Raw genomic sequence first — 21,027 nt, 5'->3', positions numbered from 1 at the left:
ACCCCACATTGAGTTCAAGGAGAAGGATGATGACTGCTCACTGGCTCTATCTGAATGCGCTGCAGCCGCTGCCGAATCTGTTCTTTCAGGCAGCACTGCGCCGCAAGGTCACGGGCACGCAACTGCCCGACCTGGGCTTGCGCAGCTGGGTCTCGGTGGACGCCGACAAGCTTGAGGCCTATCGCAAGGTCTGCGGGTTTCAGGAAAGCAGTCTGCTGCCACCGACTTATCCCCATGTGCTGACCTTTCCTTTGCAGATGCAGTTAATGACCTCCAAGGACTTTCCGTTCCCCTTGATGGGGCTTGTTCACATCGCCAACCGGATCAGCATTCATCGGCCGCTCGGCGGCATCAGCCAGCTGTACGTCAGCGTGCAGGCTACTGACCTGCGTCCGCACCGCAAAGGCGTGACCTTCACGCTGGTGACGCATATCGAAGACAGCGTCGGTCTGCTCTGGGAAGAAGACAGCACCATGTTGTGCACAGGGGTCAGGCTGGACGGCGAGATGGACGAACACATCGAACCGGCCTGTCTGCCAGTGATCGAGCACGCGAGCTGGCAGGCCTCTTCGCACATTGGACGCGACTATGCGCGGGTGTCCGGCGACTACAACCCGATTCACCTGAGCGCACCGAGCGCCAAACTGTTCGGCTTCCCACGCGCCATCGCCCACGGTATGTGGCTCAAGGCACGCGCGCTAGCCGCGCTGGATGATCATTTGCCTGCGTCCAACGTGGACATCACCGTGCAGTTCCAGAAGCCCGTGCGCCTGCCCGGCGACGTGAAACTGTTCGCCAGCGCGGCAGGGTCTCATGGGCAGCTACGCCTGGAAGGTCAGCCGGACCTGGTTCACATGGTCGGCAGTTGGCAGCCTGCCGTGGAGTGAACAGGCTTCCTGCTGTCCAGGATCAAACTGTGGGAGGCCCCACCACGTCTTCGACGTAGCGCTGTCGCGCAGCAAACACCGGACCGTAGGAGCGCGCTTGGTCTGGGCGGCAATCCGACGATAGGTTCTTACAGGCAGAAAATCAGTGACTGACATGACGCAATCGCGGGCAAGCGCGCTCCTACAAAAAATCGCGTTCCTTCAGTGGTTTACAGGTTGTTTGATAAGAGGTGGCTTGCCGGCGATGAGCGATGACGCGATGTTCCTGAAATACCGCGTCTAGTCTTTCGCGGGCAAGCCCCCTCCCACAGATAGCGTTCCTTCAGTCTATTCCTCACGCAGGCTGAACAAACCCAAAAGCCTACTTGCCTGTCAGCCGGTTCCGCCTGAAGCTATGCGCCTTCAGGAGAGCATGATGAACCTCGACGAATTGACCCAGCGGCTGCACCGCATCCGCGACCAGAACGACTGGAAACAATTTCACAGCCCCAAGAACCTGGCCATGGCCGCGAGCGTGGAAATGTCGGAGCTGGTGGAAATCTTCCAGTGGCTGCGCGAAGACCAGTCCCGCGAGCTGTCGCCTGAGCAACTGGCTCATGCCGGACAGGAAGTGGGCGACATCGTCCTCTATCTGCTGCTTTTGTGCAGCGAACTGGGGCTGGACATGGACGAAGTGGTGCGCAGCAAGCTGGCTGACAGCGAGCGGAGATTCGCCAAGTGAGCGACCGCCATTTCGATCAACTGGCCACCCGTTTTGCGGAAAAGATCTACGGCGGTGCCAAAGGCGCGATTCGTCTGGCGGTGCTGCAGGCGGACCTGGAAGAAGCGTTACCCGAACGACCACTGCGCGTGCTGGACATCGGCGCTGGCCTGGGTCACATGTCGTTGTGGCTGGCCGAGCGCGGTCATGAGGTGACATTGGCCGAACCGGCCGAACCGATGCTCGAAGGCGCTCGTCAGCGCTTCGCCGAGGCCGGACAGACGGCGACCTTCATCCAGGCACCCTGGCAGGCGCTGCCCGAACTGCTGACCGATACTTACGATCTGGTGATTTGTCACGCTGTGCTGGAGTGGCTGGCCGAGCCGCACACCATCCTGCCGGTGCTGCATCAGCTCACCAAAGCGGATGGCTGGCTGTCGCTGGCGTTCTACAACCGCGATGCGCTGATCTATCGCAACCTGCTCAAGGGTCACTTTCGCAAAATGCGCAAGAATGACATGGCCGGTGAAAAACAGAGCCTCACGCCGCAGCAGCCACTCGACCCGCGGGAACTGGCGACGCAACTTGAAGGACAGTGGCGAGTCGAAACCCAGAGCGGCGTGCGTGTGTTTCACGACTACATGCCGGTCGAGTTTCAGGCCAGGGTTGAGCTGACGGGCCTTTTGGAAATGGAGCTGGCACACCGACGCCATCCGGCGTTTGCAGGTCTGGGTCGTTATCTGCACTGGATTTGCCGCCCGATCTGATCTTTTTGCGGAGAACATCATGAAGCACCGTCTCGCCTTGATCGTTCTGTTTCTGGCAACCAGCGCCTGCCAGAGTAACAATCCGTACGTCGCCAGCTCAATGCCGATCCCACCTGCGCCTCCTCAGGCGGCGCAAACGCTGGACCTGAGCGCCTACCCTGCTCCGACCCGCGATTACGGACGCTATCAAAGCTGGGCGTGGCTCAACGGCCAATTGCCCCCCGGCACGGCCTGGATGGACTCGGCGCAGGTCGCTGAAGCCGTCAGTACCGGTCTGGACCAGCGCGGCCTGCGCCCTGCACGCAACAAACCAGCCGATCTGTATGTCAGCGCGGCAACCCGTCAGGAAACACGCCTGCGACAGGTGCGTGAGGATTACGATCCGTATTACGGCGGCGGCCTGGGTTACGACGGCTACCGGCGCGGTTACGGCCCGGGCTATGGCGGTTACGCCAGCGTGCCGGTGGTGCGCACCTATCAGGAGCGCGTGATGGTGGTACAGATCAATCTGTTCGACGCCCGCACCGGGCAACCGGTCTGGAGCACCAGCGCCGACGCGCGCAGTGGCAATGATCTGTCAGACCGCAGCAAAGCGTTACGTCAGGCCGTGCAACAGGCACTGACCGAATATCCCCCACGGTAACCCCTTTTCGGAGCACTGCCATGTTTCGCCGCCTTGTGTTGTTGTCGTGCCTGCTGCTGATCACTGCGTGTCAGAACAATCAGGTCAATCGTGATTTCGACGCCCAGCGGGACTTCGGCGGCTATCGCAGCTGGAGCTGGAAGGAGCCCGGCGTTCAATATCAGCCGGATGATCCACGCCTCAAAAGCGACCTTACCGAGCAGCGCATCCGCCAGTCCATCAGCGATCAGCTGGATCAGCGCGGCCTGCGCATGGCGCCAGCCGGAGGACAGGCTGACCTGAAGGTCCAGGCCTGGCTGATCGTCGAGAACCGTCAGCAACTGGTCAGCACCAATTATGGTGGCGGCTGGGGCCCGTGGGGCGGCTACGGCTACTGGGGCGCACCGATGAACACCGAAACCCGCAGCGTGGACTACAAGGTGTCGACTCTGCAGATCGACCTGTTCGATGGCAAGGACGGCAAGCTGGTCTGGCGCGGCAGCACCGAGCGCATCCTCAGCGACAACGCAGGCAACCCGACCGACCGCGAAACCGCCGTCCGTGCGACCGTTGCGAAAATTCTGGAGCAGTATCCACCGCGCTGACCGCCTCACCACTGATCGTGCCCATCGCTCCGCGTGGGCATGCATCCCGTGACGCTCCGCGTCACAAATGGCCCAGACTGAGGATTCAGTGAGCCGAGCGCATGACGTGGATAACGCTGGAGCTTGGGCACACTTCTGCGCCACATTCGAGAGCGGACGCGGAGCGTCCTGGGAGGCATTCCCACGCGGAGCGTGAGGAACGATCATCAAATCCGGCTCACCACTGATAGTGCCCATCGCGCGAGAGGAACGATCATCACCCGACGCCGATCGTGCCCATCACGTGAGGAACGATCAGTGTGAGGGCTGGCATCTGTATTTGATCAGCGGATGCCGCCTTGATGTGCATACGCCAGCACACCTTCATCGCGTTGACTACACTCCCTGACAACAGGTGAGTGAGCGACGGCGATGCCGAAGGAGTGCTGATGTCTCCCCTGAATCGTTACGTCGCGACGCGGGATCGGCAGCGCGGTGCAATAGGCCTGATGGCGGCGCTGACGCTGGCGTTGGCGCTGTTGTGCACGCTGATGGTCATCGACAGCGGCAGGCTGTACATGGAGAAACGCTCCCTGCAACGGATCGCCGACGTGGCGGCGCTGGAAGCGGCCGGGCGCAAGGGCAACTGCGCGACGGGCGCGAGCGCTGCCAGTTACGCCACTCAGAGTGCCACGCGCAACGGTTTCACGCCGGGCAGCAATGGCCGCACACTGGTTGCCACGTGCGGCACGTTGTCGGTGAATGCCCAGAGCCGCAGGGTGTTTACCGCCGACGCCACGCAGTCACAGGCCATTCAGGTTGTGGTCAGCCATCCCGTGCCTCGCAGCATCGCAGCGGGCATCGCTGCGCTGTTCGACAGTACGCCCGACTCACCCGACCTCCAGCTCAGCGCCACCGCGGTCGCGGCCAGCGCCTCTCCGCTGGCCTCACTGACCATTCGCAGTGCAGCCATGACAATCGATAGCGCCAAGGCAGCGGTGCTCAACCCGATCGTCGGAGGGCTGCTGGGCGGGACACTGAATCTGGGTGTCGCCAACTGGCAGGGCCTGGTCAACACCGACCTAAGCCTGCTCAATTACCTGAACAGACTCAAGCTCGACCTGAACCTGACCGCCGTCGGTTACACCCAAGTGCTCAACACCACGGTTTCCATCAGTCAGTTGATGCAGAGCGCCATCAATGTGCTGGACCCCAGCGGCACCTTGAACGCCACCGCAACCATCGCGGGCCTGCAGGCCATCAAGGCAGCGGCCGGTGCTACAACGGTTCTGCTCGGAGACTTGCTGGCTGTGCAGGGCAGCGCCGATATCGCAGCGCTGAACACCAGTTTGCGGCTGCTGGATCTGGTGCAGGGTCTGGCGCAACTGGCCAATGACAAGAACGGCATTTCAGCCCCCGTGCAGATCAACATACCGGGCCTGGCCCAGGTCACGACGCGCATTCAGGTCATCGAGCCGCCGCAACTTTCCGCCATCGGCGATCCCGGCAAGATCGACCCGCTCAATCCCAAAACCGGTGCCAATCGTATCTACGTAAGGACAGCGCAGATGCGCGCGCTGGTATCGATCAACCTGCCGGTGCTGGGCACGATCACGTCACTGGCCAACACCGCAGGCTCGGTGGTGGGCAGCCTGACGCCACTGCTCAACAGTGCCCTGAATCTGAATCTGGCAGGCGTGGTGACCTCGGCGACCTGCGCGCTGGGCCTGAACAGTTGCATGGTCTCAGATATCAAGTTTCTGGACAGCGGTACGCCAGCAACCGGCCCAAAAATCGACCTGAGCCTCTCGCTGGCCAGCGCCGACAGCTACATCACCGGCTATACCTGCACCAGCAACACCGTCAAGACCTTGAACGTTCACACCGACGCTACGTTGGTCACCGCCAAACTGGGCCAGATCACAAATGCCTCAGCCTTCCCCGCCAGCACCGACCCTTCCGCCGTCACGGCGATACCGCTGCCGGTGATCGATATCGGTACACAGACCTGCCAGAAGATACTGGGGCTGCTGGGCAACTGCACAGCACGCACGCCCTTCGGCGCCGGCGGCATCGGCCTCAGCTTCGACACGGTCAGCCAGTCTCCGCTGGGCACCGCTGCCGCAATCAACACAACATTCAGCTCGCCGAACCTGCCGGAGATCAACAGCCCGCCCTACTTTCTGACCAATACGACGTCGGTCAAACCCAGCACCGTGCTCAATAGCGTGGTTTCAGGGGTCAAGGTCGATGTCTACAAACCCGCGACGAGCACCACGCTGGGCAACGTGATCACCGGCGCGGCCACTCTGCTGAACAGTCTGACCGGCGCACTGGATGTCATCGTCGAGAATACCCTAAAGCCCTTGCTGACCTCATTAGTGGACCCACTGCTGGCGTCCCTTGGCGTGACACTGGCGCCTGCCGATGTGGGCGCCAACCTGAGCTGCAATTTTGGCCAGGCCTATCTGGTGATCTAACCGGCGTTGAAGATCGGCAGTTCGACGCGGAATCGTGCGCCTTCGCCAACGTTGCTGACGCTCAACTGGCCACCCATCTGATCGACGATGCCATAGCTGACTGACAAGCCCAGCCCGGTGCCGACACCGACTGGCTTGGTCGTGAAGAACGGCTCGAAAATCCGCTCCAGCAAGCGCGGGTCGATACCGCCGCCGTTGTCCTGCACGACGAGCCGGATAATGTTTTCATCGCGCTCGACTTCGACACTGATCCACGGCTCGAACTCGCGGTCGTTCTCGCGACGTGAGAGCAAGGCATCACGGGCGTTGACCATCAGGTTGATCAGCACCTGCTCCAGTTGATCGACATGCCCGCGCACCTGAACAGGCGCGCTCATTTCACCGATGCGCAGCTGCACGCCCTTGCCTTTCATGCCCTCGGCCAGCATCGAAACGGTGCCTTCCACCGCCTGGGCCGGGTCGAACAATTGCTCCTCGATTTCCGAGCGCCGCCCGAACACGCGCATGTGGTCGACCACCCGTGCAGCACGCTGCACCTGCGTGTCGATGCGGTTGAGCTTTTCGGTGAGGTACTCGATGTCCACATCACCCCTGCCCAGCCGCTTCAACACATTGACCACCGCCATACGCATGACATTGAGCGGCTGATTGATCTCGTGGGCCAGCCCGGTCGACATCTCGCCCAGCGTGGCCATCTTGGCGCTCTGGTTCAGTTGCATGCGAGAGCGGCGCACGTCCGTGTTGTCGCGACCCACGGCCTGAACTTCGATCAGCCTGCCCTGCTCGTCGAAAACCCCACGATCCGCCCAGATCCACCAGGCGTATTCACGGCCGGGCAATTCAATACAGATTTCCTCCGTGCTCATCGGCTCTTCGGGCGTTAGCTGGCCGATACGGCGGACGAACGCCTCACGCTGCTCGTCGGACATCCAGTCGCCCAGATTGATGCCGGTCAGTTGCTCGGGCGTACATTCCATGTAGCTGGCCAACGGTTTGTTACCGAAGCTGAGCACCAGATCCGGCGTGTAGCGGCAGATCATCGCGGGCGAGTCCTCGACCAGAATCCGGTAGCGCTCCTCGCTCTTGCGCACCTGTTCGGCGGCCAGCGTGGCCTCGGTCACATCCAGCCATAACCCGACCGCCTCGACCGGCATGCCGAGGTCGTCACGCAGCAGGCGGGCCTCGTCCAGTAGCCAGTGGTAACTGCCGTCCTTGTCGCGCAGTCGATAGCGACGGCTGACGAACCCTTCACGCAACAGCTGGCGACTGCGCTCGAACCAGATATCGCGGTCTTCGGGATGAATATATTCGGCAAGCTGGCCCTCGACGCACTCGGCCAGGGTCCAGCCCAGCAACGGCGTCAGGCTGTCGCTGAAAAAACTGGGCTCAAGATTGCCCTGGTCATAGCGCTGCACGTAGATCACGGCGGGTGAACTGGCGATCAGGTTATCCAGCCGCTTGTGCGCGGCCGCCGCATCGGTTTCCTGGTTCTTGATGTCGCTGACGTCGAGCATGAAACCCAGCACACGCTGCACCTGCCCGCTGATCAACGCCTGGCCCTGAATCCGGAACCAGAGGGTTTCCTGAGCGGGATCGGCCTGCGCCAGACGCACACACAGCAGCATGGGCGTGCCTTTGTCACGCAACTGGGTCAGGCGGCTGGTCAGTTCCTGACGGTCCGCCGGATGAATCAGCGCCAGCCAGTCCTGACGCGACAGGCTTTCGACCCGATCACCCAGGCGCAGGCTGCGCGCAAGTTGTGGTGCCAGCAGAATCTCGTCCGTGCCGGGCAGCAATTCCCACCAGCCGGTGCCCAGCAGATCCTGAAGCACGGCCAGCCGCTCTACGTGATGCCGGTTGTGCTGTTCCGACAGCCTGAACAGCACCGGCCCGGCCAGGGCAGAACACAGGTTCAGCCATTCTCGCTCGCCCAGGTCAGGTGCCTGTTGCCCGGCATCGTAGAAACCGAACAACAGCCAGGCCCTGGCCACGCCTTCGCGGCTGTGCGGCATCAGAAAGCCGTCGGCATTGGCGAACGCACTCTGCAGCGATGAGGAAGGCGAACCCATGCCGAACGACAACTGATGCGTGACGTTGGCGTCAAGGGTGTCCAGTGCACTGCCCAGACGCTGACCGGCCTGCCACAATTCGGGCGCCGTGTGGGCGTTGTACTGACAATAAACCCGCCAGCCAGCGCCACCCGCTTCAGGCAGGACCAGCGCTACACAGGGGATGCGCCAGAGCTGTGCAAGCTCTTCGAGCTGCTCGGTGACGACTGCCTTGAGCCGGTCAACGTGGCACACACGCACACGCTCGGCGATCTGCCCGGCCACGCGCAGGCATTGCTGGCGGCTGCGGGCTGCGCTGGCCTCCTCCATCAGGTCACTGATGTCGAGCAGTTGCAGCAACCACTCCTTGCCGTGCGCCTGAACCCAGCCGCGTGCGTGCAGGATGTGGGCATCGGCACTCTTGAAATCCAGATCGAGCATATGCCCCAGCCATTCCTGCGGCACACCCTCGATCACCAGCGCGCTGTTGGGCAACAGCAGACTCATCAGGCGCTGTGATTCAGCCATGGGTGCCGCGATACCCAGCCTCGAAGCCAGGTGAGGACTGATGCTCTGCACTCGCCCGTCATCGTCCAGCAACAGGTACAGATCGGCGCCGATGGGATCGGGCTCAGTGGTCAACGGCAACGATTGCGCGACCGGAGGCGCATCGGCACGGCCCAGCCAGCGACTCAGACGGCTTTTCTCAAGGGACAAGTTGCAGGCTCGCTTGGGCAGAAAGGTTGTTGGGCAGACGGGGTATTTCGCCGATACCCGGCAGGGTCAGAAAGGGCAGAACCTGCGCCAGCCTGGATTTTGGATAACTGATGTTGGCCGTCAGCACACCCGCTGTGTAGGTCACCCGCACATTGGAATTGCTGAACCCCAATGACGCGGGCATCCATGACAACTGGTTCATGACCACCGTCTCGGCCTGGCTCACGATCAACTGGTTATAATTGATTGCCGTCGGACTCAGCGCCACGCTGCGACGCACTGCTTCACTGGCAGCCGCATTGAAAGACTGCATCATCAACAACGGCAGGCTGTAACTTACGACACCGTAGAACACCGCGAAAAAGACCACGAACACCACCGCAAACTCGATAGCGGCGGCGCCCCGTTGTCTGCGTGGCGAAGAAAGATACGAAGTGATTTTCATGTCAACGTCTACTCTGACATTTACGACTTCACATCAGCATAGTTTCTTTCAGGAAAACAGGACGTTTTTTACCGAATGCATTTATTTTTTCTACTTGTATGGTTTGCACTGTGTGCTGAACAGGATGCGCGGCAAAGGGAAATTTCCAATTGGCTGACAGTGGGCATGGCGATACTGGCGGGCGGATACCTCCTGTACAGCGGCGAGACATGGTTGGGCGCGACACCCGGCGAGGCTGGCTGGGCAGTCCTGACCGCTCTGGCACTGACCTTGCCGGGCTATGTGCTGGGCAAATTGGGGGCCGGGGACGTCAAACTTCTGACCGCGCTGGCACTGCTCACCGACAGTCTGTATCTGTTGGGTACTTTTATTGGCGCAGGCATTGCTATCGCACTCTGGAGTGTATCGATCAATACGCTATGGCCCCTTGCAAACCAGCACGTTATGCGCCGTTATTTGCATCTGGGCCCGCAGACGACAAATAAATATCCCTTCTCGCCCTTTCTATTGATCGGACTTCTGTTAACGGTGTTAATTATTCGCTGATCAAAGAATGCACTATTGCCATGTACATAATCACAAAGTACGACTACGGTTATTGGCAGGCGCACACCGCTATTGAAGCAGTGCCATCCGCGCCGCACTTAGTTCAGCTGAATGGATTCAGGCTGCAGTTTCCCACTGTTGCCGACCAGCATGGAGTCGCACGTGAACACGTATTCGTCGGTAAAAATACTGGTGGTGGATGATCAGCCTGCTGTGGTCGAAGAGCTGTGTGAGTTTCTCGAAAACAGTGGTTATCACTGCGTGCCTTGCGTTTCCAGTGCGCAGGCCATGGAACAGTTCAATCAGGACGACACTATCGGGGTCGTGCTGTGCGATCTGGACATGCCGGGCATGAACGGTATCGAGATGGTCGAAGCGATGAAGCGTGCAGGCGGCAGGAAGCACCTGTTCGAGGCCATCATGCTCACCGGCAAGGCCGAGAAGAAGGACGTCATCAAGGCCTTGCGTGCCGGAATCGCGGATTACTATCAAAAACCCGTCAATCTGGACGAGGTACTGGAGGGCGTGCAGCTTCAGGTCGAGGCACTGGGCGAGCGCCAGCGAAACCTCCATCAGTTGGGGCTGCTCAACGAAAAACTCCAGTACCTGGCAGCATCCATCGACAACCTCTACCAGAATCTCGATCAGAACCGACCCGGTTCATCGATTGAAAGAAAGGCCGAACCTGCCTCAAGCGAAGAGCCGCGGATGCCGGATATCTTTGCCGGGTTGTCGCCACGCCAGCTGGACGTCGCAAGGCTGGTCGGCACGGGCCAGACCAACTATCAGATTGCCTGCGAGCTGGGCATCACTGAAAACACTGTCAAACTCTATGTCTCACAGGTGCTGCGCCTGACCCGCATGCACAACCGTACGCAACTGGCGCTGGCCCTTTCACCCGGCAGTGCGAGTGTACGGCAGCGCGCCAGCGTAACCTGACCGGCTGGAAGGCATCAGGTTTCGGTTTCAGGAAGCATGACGTGATACGGCGCATCCACCAGCGCCGAGTGCACCTGATTACGGCCGGCATGCTTGGCGCGATACAGCGCGCTGTCGGCCTGGGCGGCCAGACTCAGGCTGTCATCATGCAGCCCGAGGGAAACCACACCTGCACTGAACGTACAGAACAGATCGGCAGGCTGCGCCGGATAATGGATTTCCGCGAAACGATGGCGGATTTCCTCCAGCACCTGATGCGCGCTCTGGATATCCGTGTCCGGCATGACGATGGCAAATTCCTCGCCTCCGTAACGCCCGATGAAATCGGTCTTGCGCAACCTTTGCTTGAGAAACAGCGCCAGACTCTTGATCACCCGGTCACCCATGGGGTGCCCGTGGCTGTCGTTGACCTTCTTGAAATGGTCTATATCGAGCATCGCGAAGCACAGCGGCTTGCCTTCGCGACGCGAGCGAAAGCTGCAGTCTTCCAGCAATTGCAAAATATGCGTGTGGTTATAGAGACCCGTCAGGCTGTCGCGCACCATGCGCGCCTTCAGATTACGGGCGCGGGCAGCGCGGTTGCGCACGGTGGTGATCAGGTGACGCGGTTTGATCGGCTTGGTCAGGAAGTCGTCCCCGCCTTCACTCATGGCGTCCAATTGCTTGTCCTGATCATCTTCGGCGGACAGATAAATGATCGGCACGCTGACGTAACGGTCGTTGTGGCGAATGACCTTGGCCAGCTCAGTCCCCGTACAGCCGGGCATGTACATGTCGAGGATGATCAGGTCAGGCTGGAATTCGGCCAGTTCGCCCATCGCCTGGATCGGGTCGAGCAAGGTACGCGTGACAATGCCCGCCGCGTTGAGCACACGCTCGGTGTGCGTTGCCTGTGCGCGTGAATCGTCGATGATCAGCACCTTGTACGGCTCGTACTGCGCCACGCAGGTCAGGATTTCGATCTTTTCCAGCAGGCTCGACGCCTCCAGTGCACCGGTCAGAAACTCCTGGCCACCGGCACGCACGGCAGCGAGCCGGGTCGGGGTGTCGGTTTCATTGAGACTGAAGAATAGCAACGGCAGCTTTTGCTCGAGCCCTTCCTGGACCTGAGACGCCAGTTTCAAGCCCTGACCGGGCCCACTGAAATCGACGTCCATGACAATGGCAGCCGGATGGCGCTGGGTCATGGCCGTCTGAAACTCGGACACACTGTGCAACGACAGCGCGGACAGACCGAAGAACTCCAGTTGCTTGGCCAGCCGCTCTGCCCGCTCATGGTCCTGAAGCACCACATAAACCGGTTTGCGCAACGGCGGCAGCGACGTCTGCTCCAGACGATCACCATGGCGCAGACCTGTGCGCGACAGGCGCTGCATCAGGCGATTGAGCTCGGTGATGGCGCTGCTGTTCAGGCGGCCCCGATTGGCCTCGACCGCACTGAGCGCTTCGTCGATATCCTGAGCCAGAGCAATGTGCTCGGTCTGCTCGAAACGCTCGGCAAAGCGCAACAGACGCAAGGTCGAATCCTTCAGTTCAGCCATGTCACCAACCGACCATTCGGACTTCTGCAGCCGTTGCCAGGTTTCAAGAATCTGACGTGCCTGATGAATGACCCGTTGGGCAAAATGGTGCTTCAAGCGATCACGGCTGGGATCTTCGGGCTCGTTCATATCAAGGCTACTTTAGGTTCGCAGAGCGAAACGGTTGATGGCGCTATGCTAGCACCTTCGATACGACAGCTGAGTGCCGCAAGTCACTTATTTGACAACAAATATATGGCGCTATGCCATTACGTATAACTATGCCTGTATAGCCAATAGCTATCGCTGGTTTTTGCCGTCTGCCGAGGCCCTGATACAGGGTCTTCGCAGGCCGCGCACAGTTCTTGTCAGACAAAATGTAAACAGCCTGATCGCCGCGATTCTCCAGCCTGAAACCTGGTGCGGCACAGAGCGATGCCAGCAGCTCAATCACGAAAATCCGCCCCGGATACGCTCGTACATTGCACCTTGAGGTAAGGTTACGGTCGAACGCCACGTAGCATTCAACTCAAGATCGAAAGGACCCCACCATGCTGGATTGGAAAAACCGCGCAGGCAGCGCGGGTGAGCGTACCGCTGACACTGCATCGGTCAAACGACGCGGCTATCTGGGCAACCTGTTTTACAGCCGTGCGCTGGGTGCCTTGGTCTTGATCTACCTGCTCGTCTGCCTGGCTGTCGGCTGGTACTGGAGCAAGGAGCCTGCGCTGTTTCCGGTGCAGCAGAATGCACAGGCCGCCGCCGAGCGCGAAGGCAAACCGATGGTCATCGGCTACACCACGGTCGAGACCCTGAAAAGCGTCGCTCAGACCCTTCTGGACAAACGCGGCGGCTACCTTTCCAACGACCGCATGCCACCGGGCCTGTGGCTCGACAACATCCCGAGCTGGGAATACGGCGTGCTGGTGCAGGTGCGAGACCTGAGCCGTGCGCTGCGCAAGGACTTCGCCCGCTCCCAGTCGCAATCGGCTGAAGACGGTGATCTGGCGCGTGCCGAACCGCTGTTCAACTTCAACAACCGCAGCTGGATACTGCCTTCCAGCGAATCGCAGTACACCGACGGCATCAATGCTCTGAGCCGCTATCAGGCGCGTCTGTCCGATCCGAACCAGAAAGGCGCGCTGTTCTACGCCCGTGCCGACAACCTGAACAACTGGCTGGGCGATGTGGGTACCCGTCTGGGCTCGCTGTCGCAACGTTTGTCGGCCAGCGTAGGTCGAGTCAAACTCAACAGCACGCTGAAAACCGAATCCATCGCCTCGGTCAAACCGGGTGAAGTGCCACAGGTGGACGAAGAGATCGTCGAGACGCCATGGCTGGAAGTGGACAACGTGTTCTATGAAGCACGCGGTCAGACCTGGGCGCTCTCGCACCTGCTGCGCGCCATTGAAGTCGACTTCGCCGACGTACTGGCCAAGAAGAACGCCACGGTCAGCGTGCGCCAGATCATTCGTGAGCTGGAAGCCTCGCAGGAGCCGTTGTGGAGCCCGATGATTCTGAACGGCAGCCCGTTCGGCGTGTTCGCCAACCACTCGCTGGTCATGGCCAACTACATTTCGCGCGCCAACGCAGCCGTCATCGATCTTCGTCAATTGCTGAACCAGGGCTGATGGCGATCCCTTCGAACGAGGCCGCGCACCGCGCCGCCTCGGACGCCGAGCAGATTGCCTGGGTCGACGAGCACGACACGCTGCTGGGCGCACGCCCGCGTATCGAGCTGCGCGAGCAGGGGCTGATCGGCCGGGGCACGTACATTCTGCTGTTCAACTCCGCTGGCGAGCTGTGCGTACATCGCCGCACGCTGAGCAAGGCCATCTACCCCGGTTACTGGGACGTAGCAGCGGGCGGCATGGTGCAGGCGCATGAAAGCTATGCCGAATCCGCCGCCCGGGAGCTGGAAGAAGAACTGGGTGTGCACGACGTCGCGTTGCAGGCCCATGAGCGTTTTTTCTTCGATCAGCCGGATAACCGTATCTGGTGCGCGGTGTTTTCCGCAGTCTGGGACGGCGCCTTGAAACTGCAGCCCGAAGAAGTCCTGGAAGCGCGCTTCGTGCCCGTCGCAGAGGTGTTGCGTCAGGCCGAAGAAAAACCGTATTGCCCCGACTCGCTGGCAGCCTTGAAACGCTACCTGAAGCAGGTCGCAAATGTTCAGTAAATTGGCGCATTCAACCCCTTAGCAACTGGCTGTTTTGCCGTTACACTGCGCGACCTTTTCAAACTGGACCGGCCTTGTCGGTCCAGTAGCGCTGCCCCTGCCAGAGTGGGGCTTCGCGGTCGATGGCTCCAGCGAGTCCGACCCATCGTCAGTCCTCAACAAGAGGATTTCCCGTGGCTAAAAAAGCCGCTTCCCTCGCCGCCCTGGGTGGCCTGGTATTTTCAACCGACGCAGGGCGTCACTGCCCCGACTGTCGCCAACCCGTTGATGACTGCACCTGCAAGCAGACCGCCATTCCCGAAGGGGACGGCATTGCCCGCGTTCGTCGCGAGAGCAAAGGTCGCGGCGGCAAGACAGTCACCACCATTACCGGCGTACCGCTGGCCGAAGACGCGCTCAAGGACTTGGCCAAGGCCTTGAAGCAGCGTTGCGGCACAGGTGGTTCGCTCAAGGACGGGGTGATCGAGATTCAGGGCGATCATGTCGAACTGCTGCTGGCCGAACTGACCAAAAAAGGCTTCAAGGCGAAAAAGTCGGGCGGTTGAACGAACCCGCCAGTCTGCGAACGGCTGACCGGAACAAATACCGTCATTTCCACTCTTTACACTGCGCCCAGCTGGCTATGGGCTGGCGCTACGACTTCTTTATAGGGGACTTCGATGTCCGTACGACGTACACGCAAAGACGATGGCAGCCAATGGACCGTTGCGGACAGCCGCAGCGTTTATGGCATTCGCCATTGGGGCGCCGGTTATTTTGCGATCAATGAAGCCGGTCGCGTTGAAGTTCGTCCCAACGGGGCTGGCAGTTCGCCTATCGATCTTTACGAGCAGGTCGAAGACTTGCGCAAGAGCGGTCTGTCCCTGCCACTGCTGGTCCGTTTCCCCGACATTCTGCAGGACCGTGTCCGGCAGTTGACCGGTGCGTTCGACAGCAACATCGCGCGCCTGGAATATCAGAGCCAGTACACCGCGCTCTACCCGATCAAGGTCAACCAGCAGGAAGCGGTGGTCGAAAACATCATCGCCACCCAGAACGTGTCCATTGGTCTGGAAGCGGGCTCCAAGCCTGAATTGATGGCCGTGCTGGCCCTGGCGCCGAAAGGCGGCACCATCGTCTGCAACGGTTACAAGGACCGTGAGTTCATCCGTCTGGCGCTGATGGGCCAGAAGTTGGGCCACAACGTCTTCATCGTCATCGAGAAAGAATCCGAAGTCGAACTGGTCATCGAGGAAGCCGCCGAGCTCAAGGTTGCGCCTCAGGTCGGTCTGCGCGTGCGCCTGTCTTCCCTGGCGTCGAGCAAATGGGCTGACACCGGTGGCGAGAAATCCAAGTTCGGTCTGTCCGCCGCGCAGTTGCTGTCGGTGGTCGAGCGCTTCCGCAAGGCCGGTCTGGATCAGGGCATCCGCCTGCTGCACTTCCACATGGGCTCGCAGATCGCCAACCTGGCCGACTATCAGCACGGTTTCAAGGAAGCGATCCGTTATTACGGCGAACTGCGCAACCTCGGCCTGCCGGTTGACCACATCGATGTGGGCGGCGGTCTGGGCGTGGATTACGACGGTACTCACTCGCGCAACGCCAGCTCCATCAACTACGACATGGACGACTACGCCGGTGTCGTGGTCGGCATGCTCAAGGAATTCTGCGACGCGCAGGGCCTGCCGCATCCGCACATCTTCTCGGAAAGCGGACGCTCGCTGACCGCTCACCACGCCATGCTGGTGGTGCAGGTCACCGACGTCGAGAAACACAACGACGAAGTACCTGAAATCGCCGACAAGGAAAGCCTGCCGGAAACCGTGCAATGGCTGGTGGACCTGCTGGGTCCGACCGACATCGAGATGGTCACCGAGACCTACTGGCGCGCGACGCACTACATGAGCGACATAGCGACCCAGTACGCCGACGGCAAGATCACGCTGGCGCAGAAAGCGCTGGGCGAGCAGTGCTATTTCGCTGTGTGCCGCCGCCTGCACAACTCGTTGAAAGCGCGTCAGCGTTCGCACCGTCAGGTGCTGGACGAACTCAACGACAAGCTGGCCGACAAGTACATCTGCAACTTCTCGGTATTCCAGAGCCTGCCGGACACCTGGGCCATTGGTCAGGTGTTGCCGATCCTGCCGCTGCATCGCCTGGGCGAAGAACCTGTGCGCCGCGCCGTGCTGCAGGACCTGACCTGCGACTCCGACGGCAAGATCAAGCAATACGTCGACGAGCAGAGCATCGAGACGAGCATGCCGGTCCACCCGCTGAACGAAGGCGAAGACTACCTGCTGGGTATCTTCCTGGTGGGCGCCTATCAGGAAATTCTCGGCGACATGCACAACCTGTTCGGTGACACCGATTCGGTGAACATCTATCAGAACCCGGATGGCAGTGTTTACCACGCCGGCATCGAAACCCACGACACCATTGAGGACATGCTGCGCTACGTGCACTTGTCGCCGGAAGAACTGATGACCCATTACCGGGACAAGGTCGCCAGCGCCAAGATCACCCCGCGTGAACGCACCTACTTCCTCGACGCCCTGCGTCTGGGGCTGACACGCTCTTCCTACCTGTCATCCTGAACCTGAACGGATGATCGCTCCCTCGCGGGGGCGATCATCCGTCACAGCCCCCTGTGTAAGCCCCTTCCTGCGTGCCGTGTAGGCAACTTCCTTTTCTGTGTGCCACCTCTTTACCGCACGGTCTTCTCCGCCAGAATCGCTGACCGCATTTTCGGTAGAGAACACTTCATGCCCGACTCAGCCAGCGCACCCTTCTTTCGCCTGGAGATTGCAAGCCTGCGTCGCCATTTCAGCGTGTTGTCCTTCAGCGCCACCGAGGCGATCAGCCAGCCGTACGTGTTCCAGTTGCAGGTCAGCGGCGATGAGGTCGATCTGGCGAGCCTGATGTACACCTCCGCCTTTCTGAGCTTCAACGGTAGCCCGCAAGGGTTTCACGGCCAGATTCAGGGCGCTACCCGCGTGCATTACCGGCCGGGGCCTGCGTGCTACCGGCTGACCCTCGGCCCGAGGCTGACGTGTCTGGGTCAACGCCATAATCACCGTGTCTTCGAGCAGATGAGCGCTAACCAGATCATCGCTCAGGTGCTCAAGGAGCATGGGCTGAAAGACAGTTACCGGTTCGACCTGAAGAAAGAATGCCAAACGCGCAAAACCTGTTTTCAGCACAACGAGTCCGACCTGATGTTCATACAGAGGCTGTGCGCCGAAGAGAACATTCACTACCACTTCCATCACTACCGACGTCGTCACGAAATGATATTCAGCGAAGGACTGCGCGGGTTTCGGCGCGCCCCCATCGCAGCCTTGAGCCAGTTTCAGCATCAGCCGGGCGTTACGCAGTTTGCCGTGACCCGGACAGGGACGGACAACCGGGGACCGCAGCGTGCGCAAGGCGAAAGCACCCTGCCCTTCGTCACCAGCGGATTGCTGCTGCCGCTGGCCGGGCTTCCCGAGCGCGACTGGAATCACATGTGGCTGATCACCGGGGTCGAGCACCGCTTCGACGATCAGCCAGCAAAGGATGGCTCGTCCAGACAGCCCTATTCGAACCGTTTTCAGGCCGCGCCCTGGCAAGACGGCTTCGTCTCGGACGAACCCTGGCCGTGGTCCATCTTCGCCCGGATGCAGCGCGCCTGGCTCACGGGCGCTGCGGGCGAACTGCAGGAGCGCGATCCGGACGGACGGGTTCAGGTGCAATTCGAATGGGCCAGACAAGGCCCCGATGCGCGCCACACCACGTGCTGGCTGCCTGTCGATCCGGCGCTGCGACTCTTGTGCCAGGGCGGCATGCAAGTGGTGGTGGATTTCAGGGTGAACGATCCCGACAACCCGATCATCGTCGCGACGCTGCATTCCGGCTCCACGCAACCTCTCGTGCTGTTGGGCGCAGAAGACGTACAGGACGCGCCATGCGTACGGCTGCTGCTCGATTGGCACAGCGTTCCCGGTGACAGCCAGAGACTGAAGCTGGGCGACGGGTCGAAGATTCACCTGGAGCGTGACGGCGAGTTGCTGCTGCAGGTTGGCGCCAGTCAGGTCAGGTTCGACTCGGACGGGATGACACTCATCAGCCCGCGTATTGTGCTCGATAGCGAACGACCTGCATGGGAACCTGATGACCGGGATGAACCAGAGTTCACTTACTAACGTACCGAGGTGATGTAACTATAGGGCCTTGCAACAGTCCGAACCTGGACTGCCTGATCCGGCCACTTCCCCCTTATCGAGACTCCACCATGCCCCGAGCGATTTTCCGTACGCTGATAACCGGTGCCCTGCTGACGATATTGTCGGGTTGTTCTGTGTTCAAGGTGCTCAATACCCTGACACCGGCCAACGGCGTTCACGAGGTGCCCGATGTGGCGTATGGCCCGGAAGTGCGCAACCGGCTGGACATCTATACCCCGAAGGCGAACGTTGAACAGGCACCGGTGGTGGTGTTTTTCTACGGCGGCAGTTGGACCCATGGAGAACGAGCCAACTACGCCTTCGTCGGCAGAGCACTGGCTGAGCGTGGCATCGTGGCCGTCATTGCCGATTATCGGCTGTACCCTGAGGTCACCTACCCGGACTTCGTCGAAGACTCGGCCAAGGCCGTGGCCTGGACCCGCAAGCACATCAAGACCTATGGCGGCGATCCTGACCGGTTATTTGTAATGGGGCACAGCGCGGGTGCCTACAACGCCGCAATGCTGGCACTCGATCCGCGCTGGCTGGCCAGGGAAGGTGTTTCCAACCACATCATCAGTGGCTGGATCGGCCTGGCCGGGCCTTATGACTTCCTGCCCATCAAGGATCCCGAGATCCAGCGTGCGTTTCTGTTTCCGAACACACCTCGCGACTCGCAGCCCATCAACCACATAAATGCCGGCTCGCCAGCGGCCTTGCTGCTGGCATCCAGCAAGGACAAAGAGGTCGACCCGAAGCGCAACACGGGCGGTCTGGCCATGAAGCTGCGTGAAGCGGGTCTTCCGGTCCGTGAACTGTATTTCTCGCACACCACTCACGGCTCGCTGGTCGGCGCATTCGCCAAACCCTTGCGCAGTCTGGCCCCGGTGATCGACGAGGTGGTCATGTTCGTGAACGGCCCGCACCCGACTGCAGTTGCAGCCAGCCCGGTGACAGCGCCTTAACGGGCGAACCAGCCGTCATTGCGCGTCAGACGCAGGGCAATGCTGCCCAGGCTGATGCCGCGCAGCAGGGTGAACGCCAAAAAGGTCAGCCATAGCGCATGATTGCCATGGCTGGCCGCCAGATACGCGACGGGCGCGATGGCGGCTGCGCTGATCAGCATTGCATTGCGCATCTCGCGGGCACGGGTGGCACCGATGAACAACCCGTCGAGCAGATAGCTCCAGACGGCCAGCAACGGCATCAGTGCCAGATACGGTAGGTAAACCATGGCGGTTTCGCGCACGTCTGGAATGTCGGTCTGCAAGCGAATGAACCACTGACCGCCCACCAGAAACAGCACCGCGAACCCGACACTGGCAATCAATGACCAGCCTCCGGCCACCACCAGCGAGCGACGCAGGGTTGTACGGTCGCGCCCGCCGATGGCGTGGCCGCACAGGGCTTCCACCGCATGGGCCAGTCCGTCCAGCGCGTGGGAGGTCAACAAGAGGCCGTTGAGTAGCAGCGCGTTGGCGGCGACCGTGGCGTCACCCAGTCGTGCGCCCTGCGCCGTGATCAGAAACATCACCGATTGCAGCGCCAGCGTGCGCAGAAAGATATCGCGATTGACCGCCAGCAGCGGTCGCCAGTTGCTCCACAGCTTCAGCGCCGCCCAGACGATCTGACCGGGCCAGGCGCGCAGCACCTTGTTTGCCAGGATCAGGCCTAGCACGACCCCGGTCCACTCAGCCAGCACCGAGGCCCGCGCCGAGCCGACTACGCCCCAGTCCAGACCGATCACGAACCAGAGATTGAGCGCGATGTTCACCAGATTGGTGGTCAACAGAATCGCCAAGGGCGCTCGTGCGTTCTGAGTGCCCAGAAACCAGCCGACCAGCGCATAGCTGGCCAGTGCGGCGGGCAGGCCGAACAGTCGGGTGTGAAAGAAATCCAGTGTCATCTGCTGCAGATCGGCAGACGGTTGCATCATGGCCAGCGCCAGTTGGCTGAAGGGCACGGCGACCACACCCAGCAGCAGCGCCAGGCCGACCGCCAGAAGCAGGCCCTGCAACAGAATCTGGCGCAGCGCGGCACCGTCCGAGCGCCCCGCCGCCTGCGCTGCAAAACCGGTGGTGCCCATGCGCAGAAAGCCCATGGCCCAGGCGAGAAAGGTATACAGCGTCGCGCCGACCGCCACCGCGCCCAACTGGTGCGCATGCGGTAAATGGCCAATCACCGCACTGTCGACCAGCGCCACCAGTGGCACGGAAATGTTCGACAGAATCATCGGCGCGGCCAGCGCCCAGACACGACCGTGGGTGGGGCGATGACGCCAATCGTGGAACAAACTGGACATGAGGACTCCCGGCAAGGCGGGCATTGTAGCCAGCGCTGCGCGGGTTTGCCGACTGAAGATTTTTGCGCCAGCCATAACACTGATTGTTCCGCAGGCTCCGCGCTCGGCGTTAT

Annotated in this window: 18 protein-coding genes; 14 read left to right on the top strand and 4 right to left on the bottom strand. The window is 60.8% G+C overall.

Features of this window, described 5'->3' with window-relative positions; genetic code table 11:
- Positions 1-29 precede the first annotated feature (29 nt).
- The 6 genes from CFBP1590_RS04205 (at position 30) to CFBP1590_RS04180 (ending at position 6,040) form a co-directional block, all read left to right on the top strand.
- The gene (locus CFBP1590_RS04205; protein WP_167383075.1) at positions 30-887 is read left to right on the top strand and encodes a MaoC family dehydratase; all 858 of its coding nucleotides are present in this window, start codon (positions 30-32) and stop codon (positions 885-887) included.
- A gap of 415 nt (positions 888-1,302) precedes the next feature.
- Entirely contained in the window at positions 1,303-1,608 is a 306-nt protein-coding gene (locus CFBP1590_RS04200; RefSeq protein WP_004882945.1) for a MazG-like family protein, read from the top strand.
- Complete coding sequence (locus tag CFBP1590_RS04195) at positions 1,605-2,354, top strand: methyltransferase domain-containing protein (RefSeq protein ID WP_029243980.1); 750 nt, start codon at positions 1,605-1,607, stop codon at positions 2,352-2,354. The genes CFBP1590_RS04200 and CFBP1590_RS04195 overlap by 4 nt, the downstream gene beginning before the upstream one ends.
- Positions 2,355-2,373: 19 nt before the next feature.
- A complete protein-coding gene (locus CFBP1590_RS04190) occupies positions 2,374-2,997 on the top strand; it encodes a DUF4136 domain-containing protein (RefSeq protein WP_029243981.1) in 624 nt (207 codons plus the stop codon).
- Positions 2,998-3,017: 20 nt separating this feature from the next.
- Positions 3,018-3,581 carry a DUF4136 domain-containing protein gene (locus CFBP1590_RS04185; RefSeq protein WP_088234519.1) on the top strand — a complete coding sequence of 188 codons (564 nt, stop codon included), beginning with the start codon at positions 3,018-3,020 and terminating at the stop codon, positions 3,579-3,581.
- A gap of 428 nt (positions 3,582-4,009) precedes the next feature.
- Positions 4,010-6,040, top strand: coding sequence for a pilus assembly protein TadG-related protein (locus CFBP1590_RS04180; protein WP_088234518.1), 2,031 nt, complete (start codon positions 4,010-4,012; stop codon positions 6,038-6,040).
- Here CFBP1590_RS04180 and CFBP1590_RS04175 read toward each other — a convergent pair.
- Together CFBP1590_RS04175 and CFBP1590_RS04170 are read right to left on the bottom strand one after the other, a co-directional pair.
- Entirely contained in the window at positions 6,037-8,805 is a 2,769-nt protein-coding gene (locus CFBP1590_RS04175) for a PAS domain-containing sensor histidine kinase (protein WP_167383074.1), read from the bottom strand. The two genes, CFBP1590_RS04180 and CFBP1590_RS04175, sit on opposite strands and share 4 nt — an antisense overlap.
- A complete protein-coding gene (locus tag CFBP1590_RS04170; protein ID WP_058431560.1) occupies positions 8,795-9,250 on the bottom strand; it encodes a TadE/TadG family type IV pilus assembly protein in 456 nt (151 codons plus the stop codon). Before CFBP1590_RS04170 ends, CFBP1590_RS04175 begins: the two co-directional genes overlap by 11 nt.
- Positions 9,251-9,325: 75 nt before the next feature.
- On the opposite strand from CFBP1590_RS04170, the gene CFBP1590_RS04165 reads away from it, so the two are divergent.
- Together CFBP1590_RS04165 and CFBP1590_RS04160 are read left to right on the top strand one after the other, a co-directional pair.
- Entirely contained in the window at positions 9,326-9,796 is a 471-nt protein-coding gene (locus CFBP1590_RS04165; protein WP_029243986.1) for a prepilin peptidase, read from the top strand.
- Positions 9,797-9,946: 150 nt separating this feature from the next.
- Complete coding sequence (locus CFBP1590_RS04160) at positions 9,947-10,735, top strand: response regulator transcription factor (RefSeq protein ID WP_088236357.1); 789 nt, start codon at positions 9,947-9,949, stop codon at positions 10,733-10,735.
- Between the two features lie 14 nt (positions 10,736-10,749).
- Here the strand turns inward: CFBP1590_RS04160 and CFBP1590_RS04155 are convergent, their stop codons facing one another.
- Positions 10,750-12,405, bottom strand: coding sequence for a response regulator (locus CFBP1590_RS04155; protein WP_088234517.1), 1,656 nt, complete (start codon positions 12,403-12,405; stop codon positions 10,750-10,752).
- 401 nt (positions 12,406-12,806) lie between these two features.
- On the opposite strand from CFBP1590_RS04155, the gene CFBP1590_RS04150 reads away from it, so the two are divergent.
- From CFBP1590_RS04150 to CFBP1590_RS04125, 6 genes are all read left to right on the top strand, one after another.
- Positions 12,807-13,886 (top strand): DUF2333 family protein, encoded by a 1,080-nt coding sequence (locus CFBP1590_RS04150; RefSeq protein WP_088234516.1) that lies wholly within the window; start codon positions 12,807-12,809, stop codon positions 13,884-13,886.
- Positions 13,886-14,431, top strand: coding sequence for an NUDIX hydrolase (locus CFBP1590_RS04145; RefSeq protein WP_088234515.1), 546 nt, complete (start codon positions 13,886-13,888; stop codon positions 14,429-14,431). The genes CFBP1590_RS04150 and CFBP1590_RS04145 overlap by 1 nt, the downstream gene beginning before the upstream one ends.
- Positions 14,432-14,604: 173 nt before the next feature.
- Positions 14,605-14,976: a translation initiation factor Sui1 gene (locus CFBP1590_RS04140; RefSeq protein WP_004882933.1), complete on the top strand. Its 372-nt coding sequence runs from the start codon at positions 14,605-14,607 to the stop codon at positions 14,974-14,976.
- Between the two features lie 114 nt (positions 14,977-15,090).
- Positions 15,091-17,004: an arginine decarboxylase gene (speA, locus tag CFBP1590_RS04135; RefSeq protein WP_004882932.1), complete on the top strand. Its 1,914-nt coding sequence runs from the start codon at positions 15,091-15,093 to the stop codon at positions 17,002-17,004.
- Between the two features lie 168 nt (positions 17,005-17,172).
- Complete coding sequence (locus CFBP1590_RS04130) at positions 17,173-18,591, top strand: type VI secretion system Vgr family protein (protein WP_088234514.1); 1,419 nt, start codon at positions 17,173-17,175, stop codon at positions 18,589-18,591.
- Positions 18,592-18,680: 89 nt separating this feature from the next.
- Positions 18,681-19,577, top strand: coding sequence for an alpha/beta hydrolase (locus tag CFBP1590_RS04125; RefSeq protein ID WP_088234513.1), 897 nt, complete (start codon positions 18,681-18,683; stop codon positions 19,575-19,577).
- On the opposite strand, the gene CFBP1590_RS04120 is transcribed toward CFBP1590_RS04125, so the two are convergent.
- Positions 19,574-20,914, bottom strand: a complete 1,341-nt coding sequence (locus CFBP1590_RS04120) for an MATE family efflux transporter (RefSeq protein WP_088234512.1) — start codon at positions 20,912-20,914, stop codon at positions 19,574-19,576. The genes CFBP1590_RS04125 and CFBP1590_RS04120 overlap by 4 nt on opposite strands.
- Positions 20,915-21,027 lie beyond the last annotated feature (113 nt).

It is taken from the genome of Pseudomonas viridiflava, assembly GCF_900184295.1.
GTDB lineage: Bacteria > Pseudomonadota > Gammaproteobacteria > Pseudomonadales > Pseudomonadaceae > Aquipseudomonas > Aquipseudomonas viridiflava.
This window is presented reverse-complemented; position numbering and strand designations above follow the sequence as displayed.

Excerpts from the sequence above, each read along its gene's own strand:
- CFBP1590_RS04205 (WP_167383075.1), top strand. The coding sequence starts at position 30 with ATGACTGCTCACTGGCTCTATCTGAATGCGCTGCAGCCGCTGCCGAAT.
- CFBP1590_RS04200 (WP_004882945.1), top strand. The coding sequence starts at position 1,303 with ATGAACCTCGACGAATTGACCCAGCGGCTGCACCGCATCCGCGACCAG.
- CFBP1590_RS04190 (WP_029243981.1), top strand. The coding sequence starts at position 2,374 with ATGAAGCACCGTCTCGCCTTGATCGTTCTGTTTCTGGCAACCAGCGCC.
- CFBP1590_RS04185 (WP_088234519.1), top strand. The coding sequence starts at position 3,018 with ATGTTTCGCCGCCTTGTGTTGTTGTCGTGCCTGCTGCTGATCACTGCG.
- CFBP1590_RS04180 (WP_088234518.1), top strand. The coding sequence starts at position 4,010 with ATGTCTCCCCTGAATCGTTACGTCGCGACGCGGGATCGGCAGCGCGGT.
- CFBP1590_RS04170 (WP_058431560.1), bottom strand. The coding sequence starts at position 9,250 with ATGAAAATCACTTCGTATCTTTCTTCGCCACGCAGACAACGGGGCGCC.
- CFBP1590_RS04165 (WP_029243986.1), top strand. The coding sequence starts at position 9,326 with ATGCATTTATTTTTTCTACTTGTATGGTTTGCACTGTGTGCTGAACAG.
- CFBP1590_RS04160 (WP_088236357.1), top strand. The coding sequence starts at position 9,947 with ATGGAGTCGCACGTGAACACGTATTCGTCGGTAAAAATACTGGTGGTG.
- CFBP1590_RS04155 (WP_088234517.1), bottom strand. The coding sequence starts at position 12,405 with ATGAACGAGCCCGAAGATCCCAGCCGTGATCGCTTGAAGCACCATTTT.
- CFBP1590_RS04150 (WP_088234516.1), top strand. The coding sequence starts at position 12,807 with ATGCTGGATTGGAAAAACCGCGCAGGCAGCGCGGGTGAGCGTACCGCT.
- CFBP1590_RS04145 (WP_088234515.1), top strand. The coding sequence starts at position 13,886 with ATGGCGATCCCTTCGAACGAGGCCGCGCACCGCGCCGCCTCGGACGCC.
- speA (WP_004882932.1), top strand. The coding sequence starts at position 15,091 with ATGTCCGTACGACGTACACGCAAAGACGATGGCAGCCAATGGACCGTT.
- CFBP1590_RS04130 (WP_088234514.1), top strand. The coding sequence starts at position 17,173 with ATGCCCGACTCAGCCAGCGCACCCTTCTTTCGCCTGGAGATTGCAAGC.
- CFBP1590_RS04125 (WP_088234513.1), top strand. The coding sequence starts at position 18,681 with ATGCCCCGAGCGATTTTCCGTACGCTGATAACCGGTGCCCTGCTGACG.
- CFBP1590_RS04120 (WP_088234512.1), bottom strand. The coding sequence starts at position 20,914 with ATGTCCAGTTTGTTCCACGATTGGCGTCATCGCCCCACCCACGGTCGT.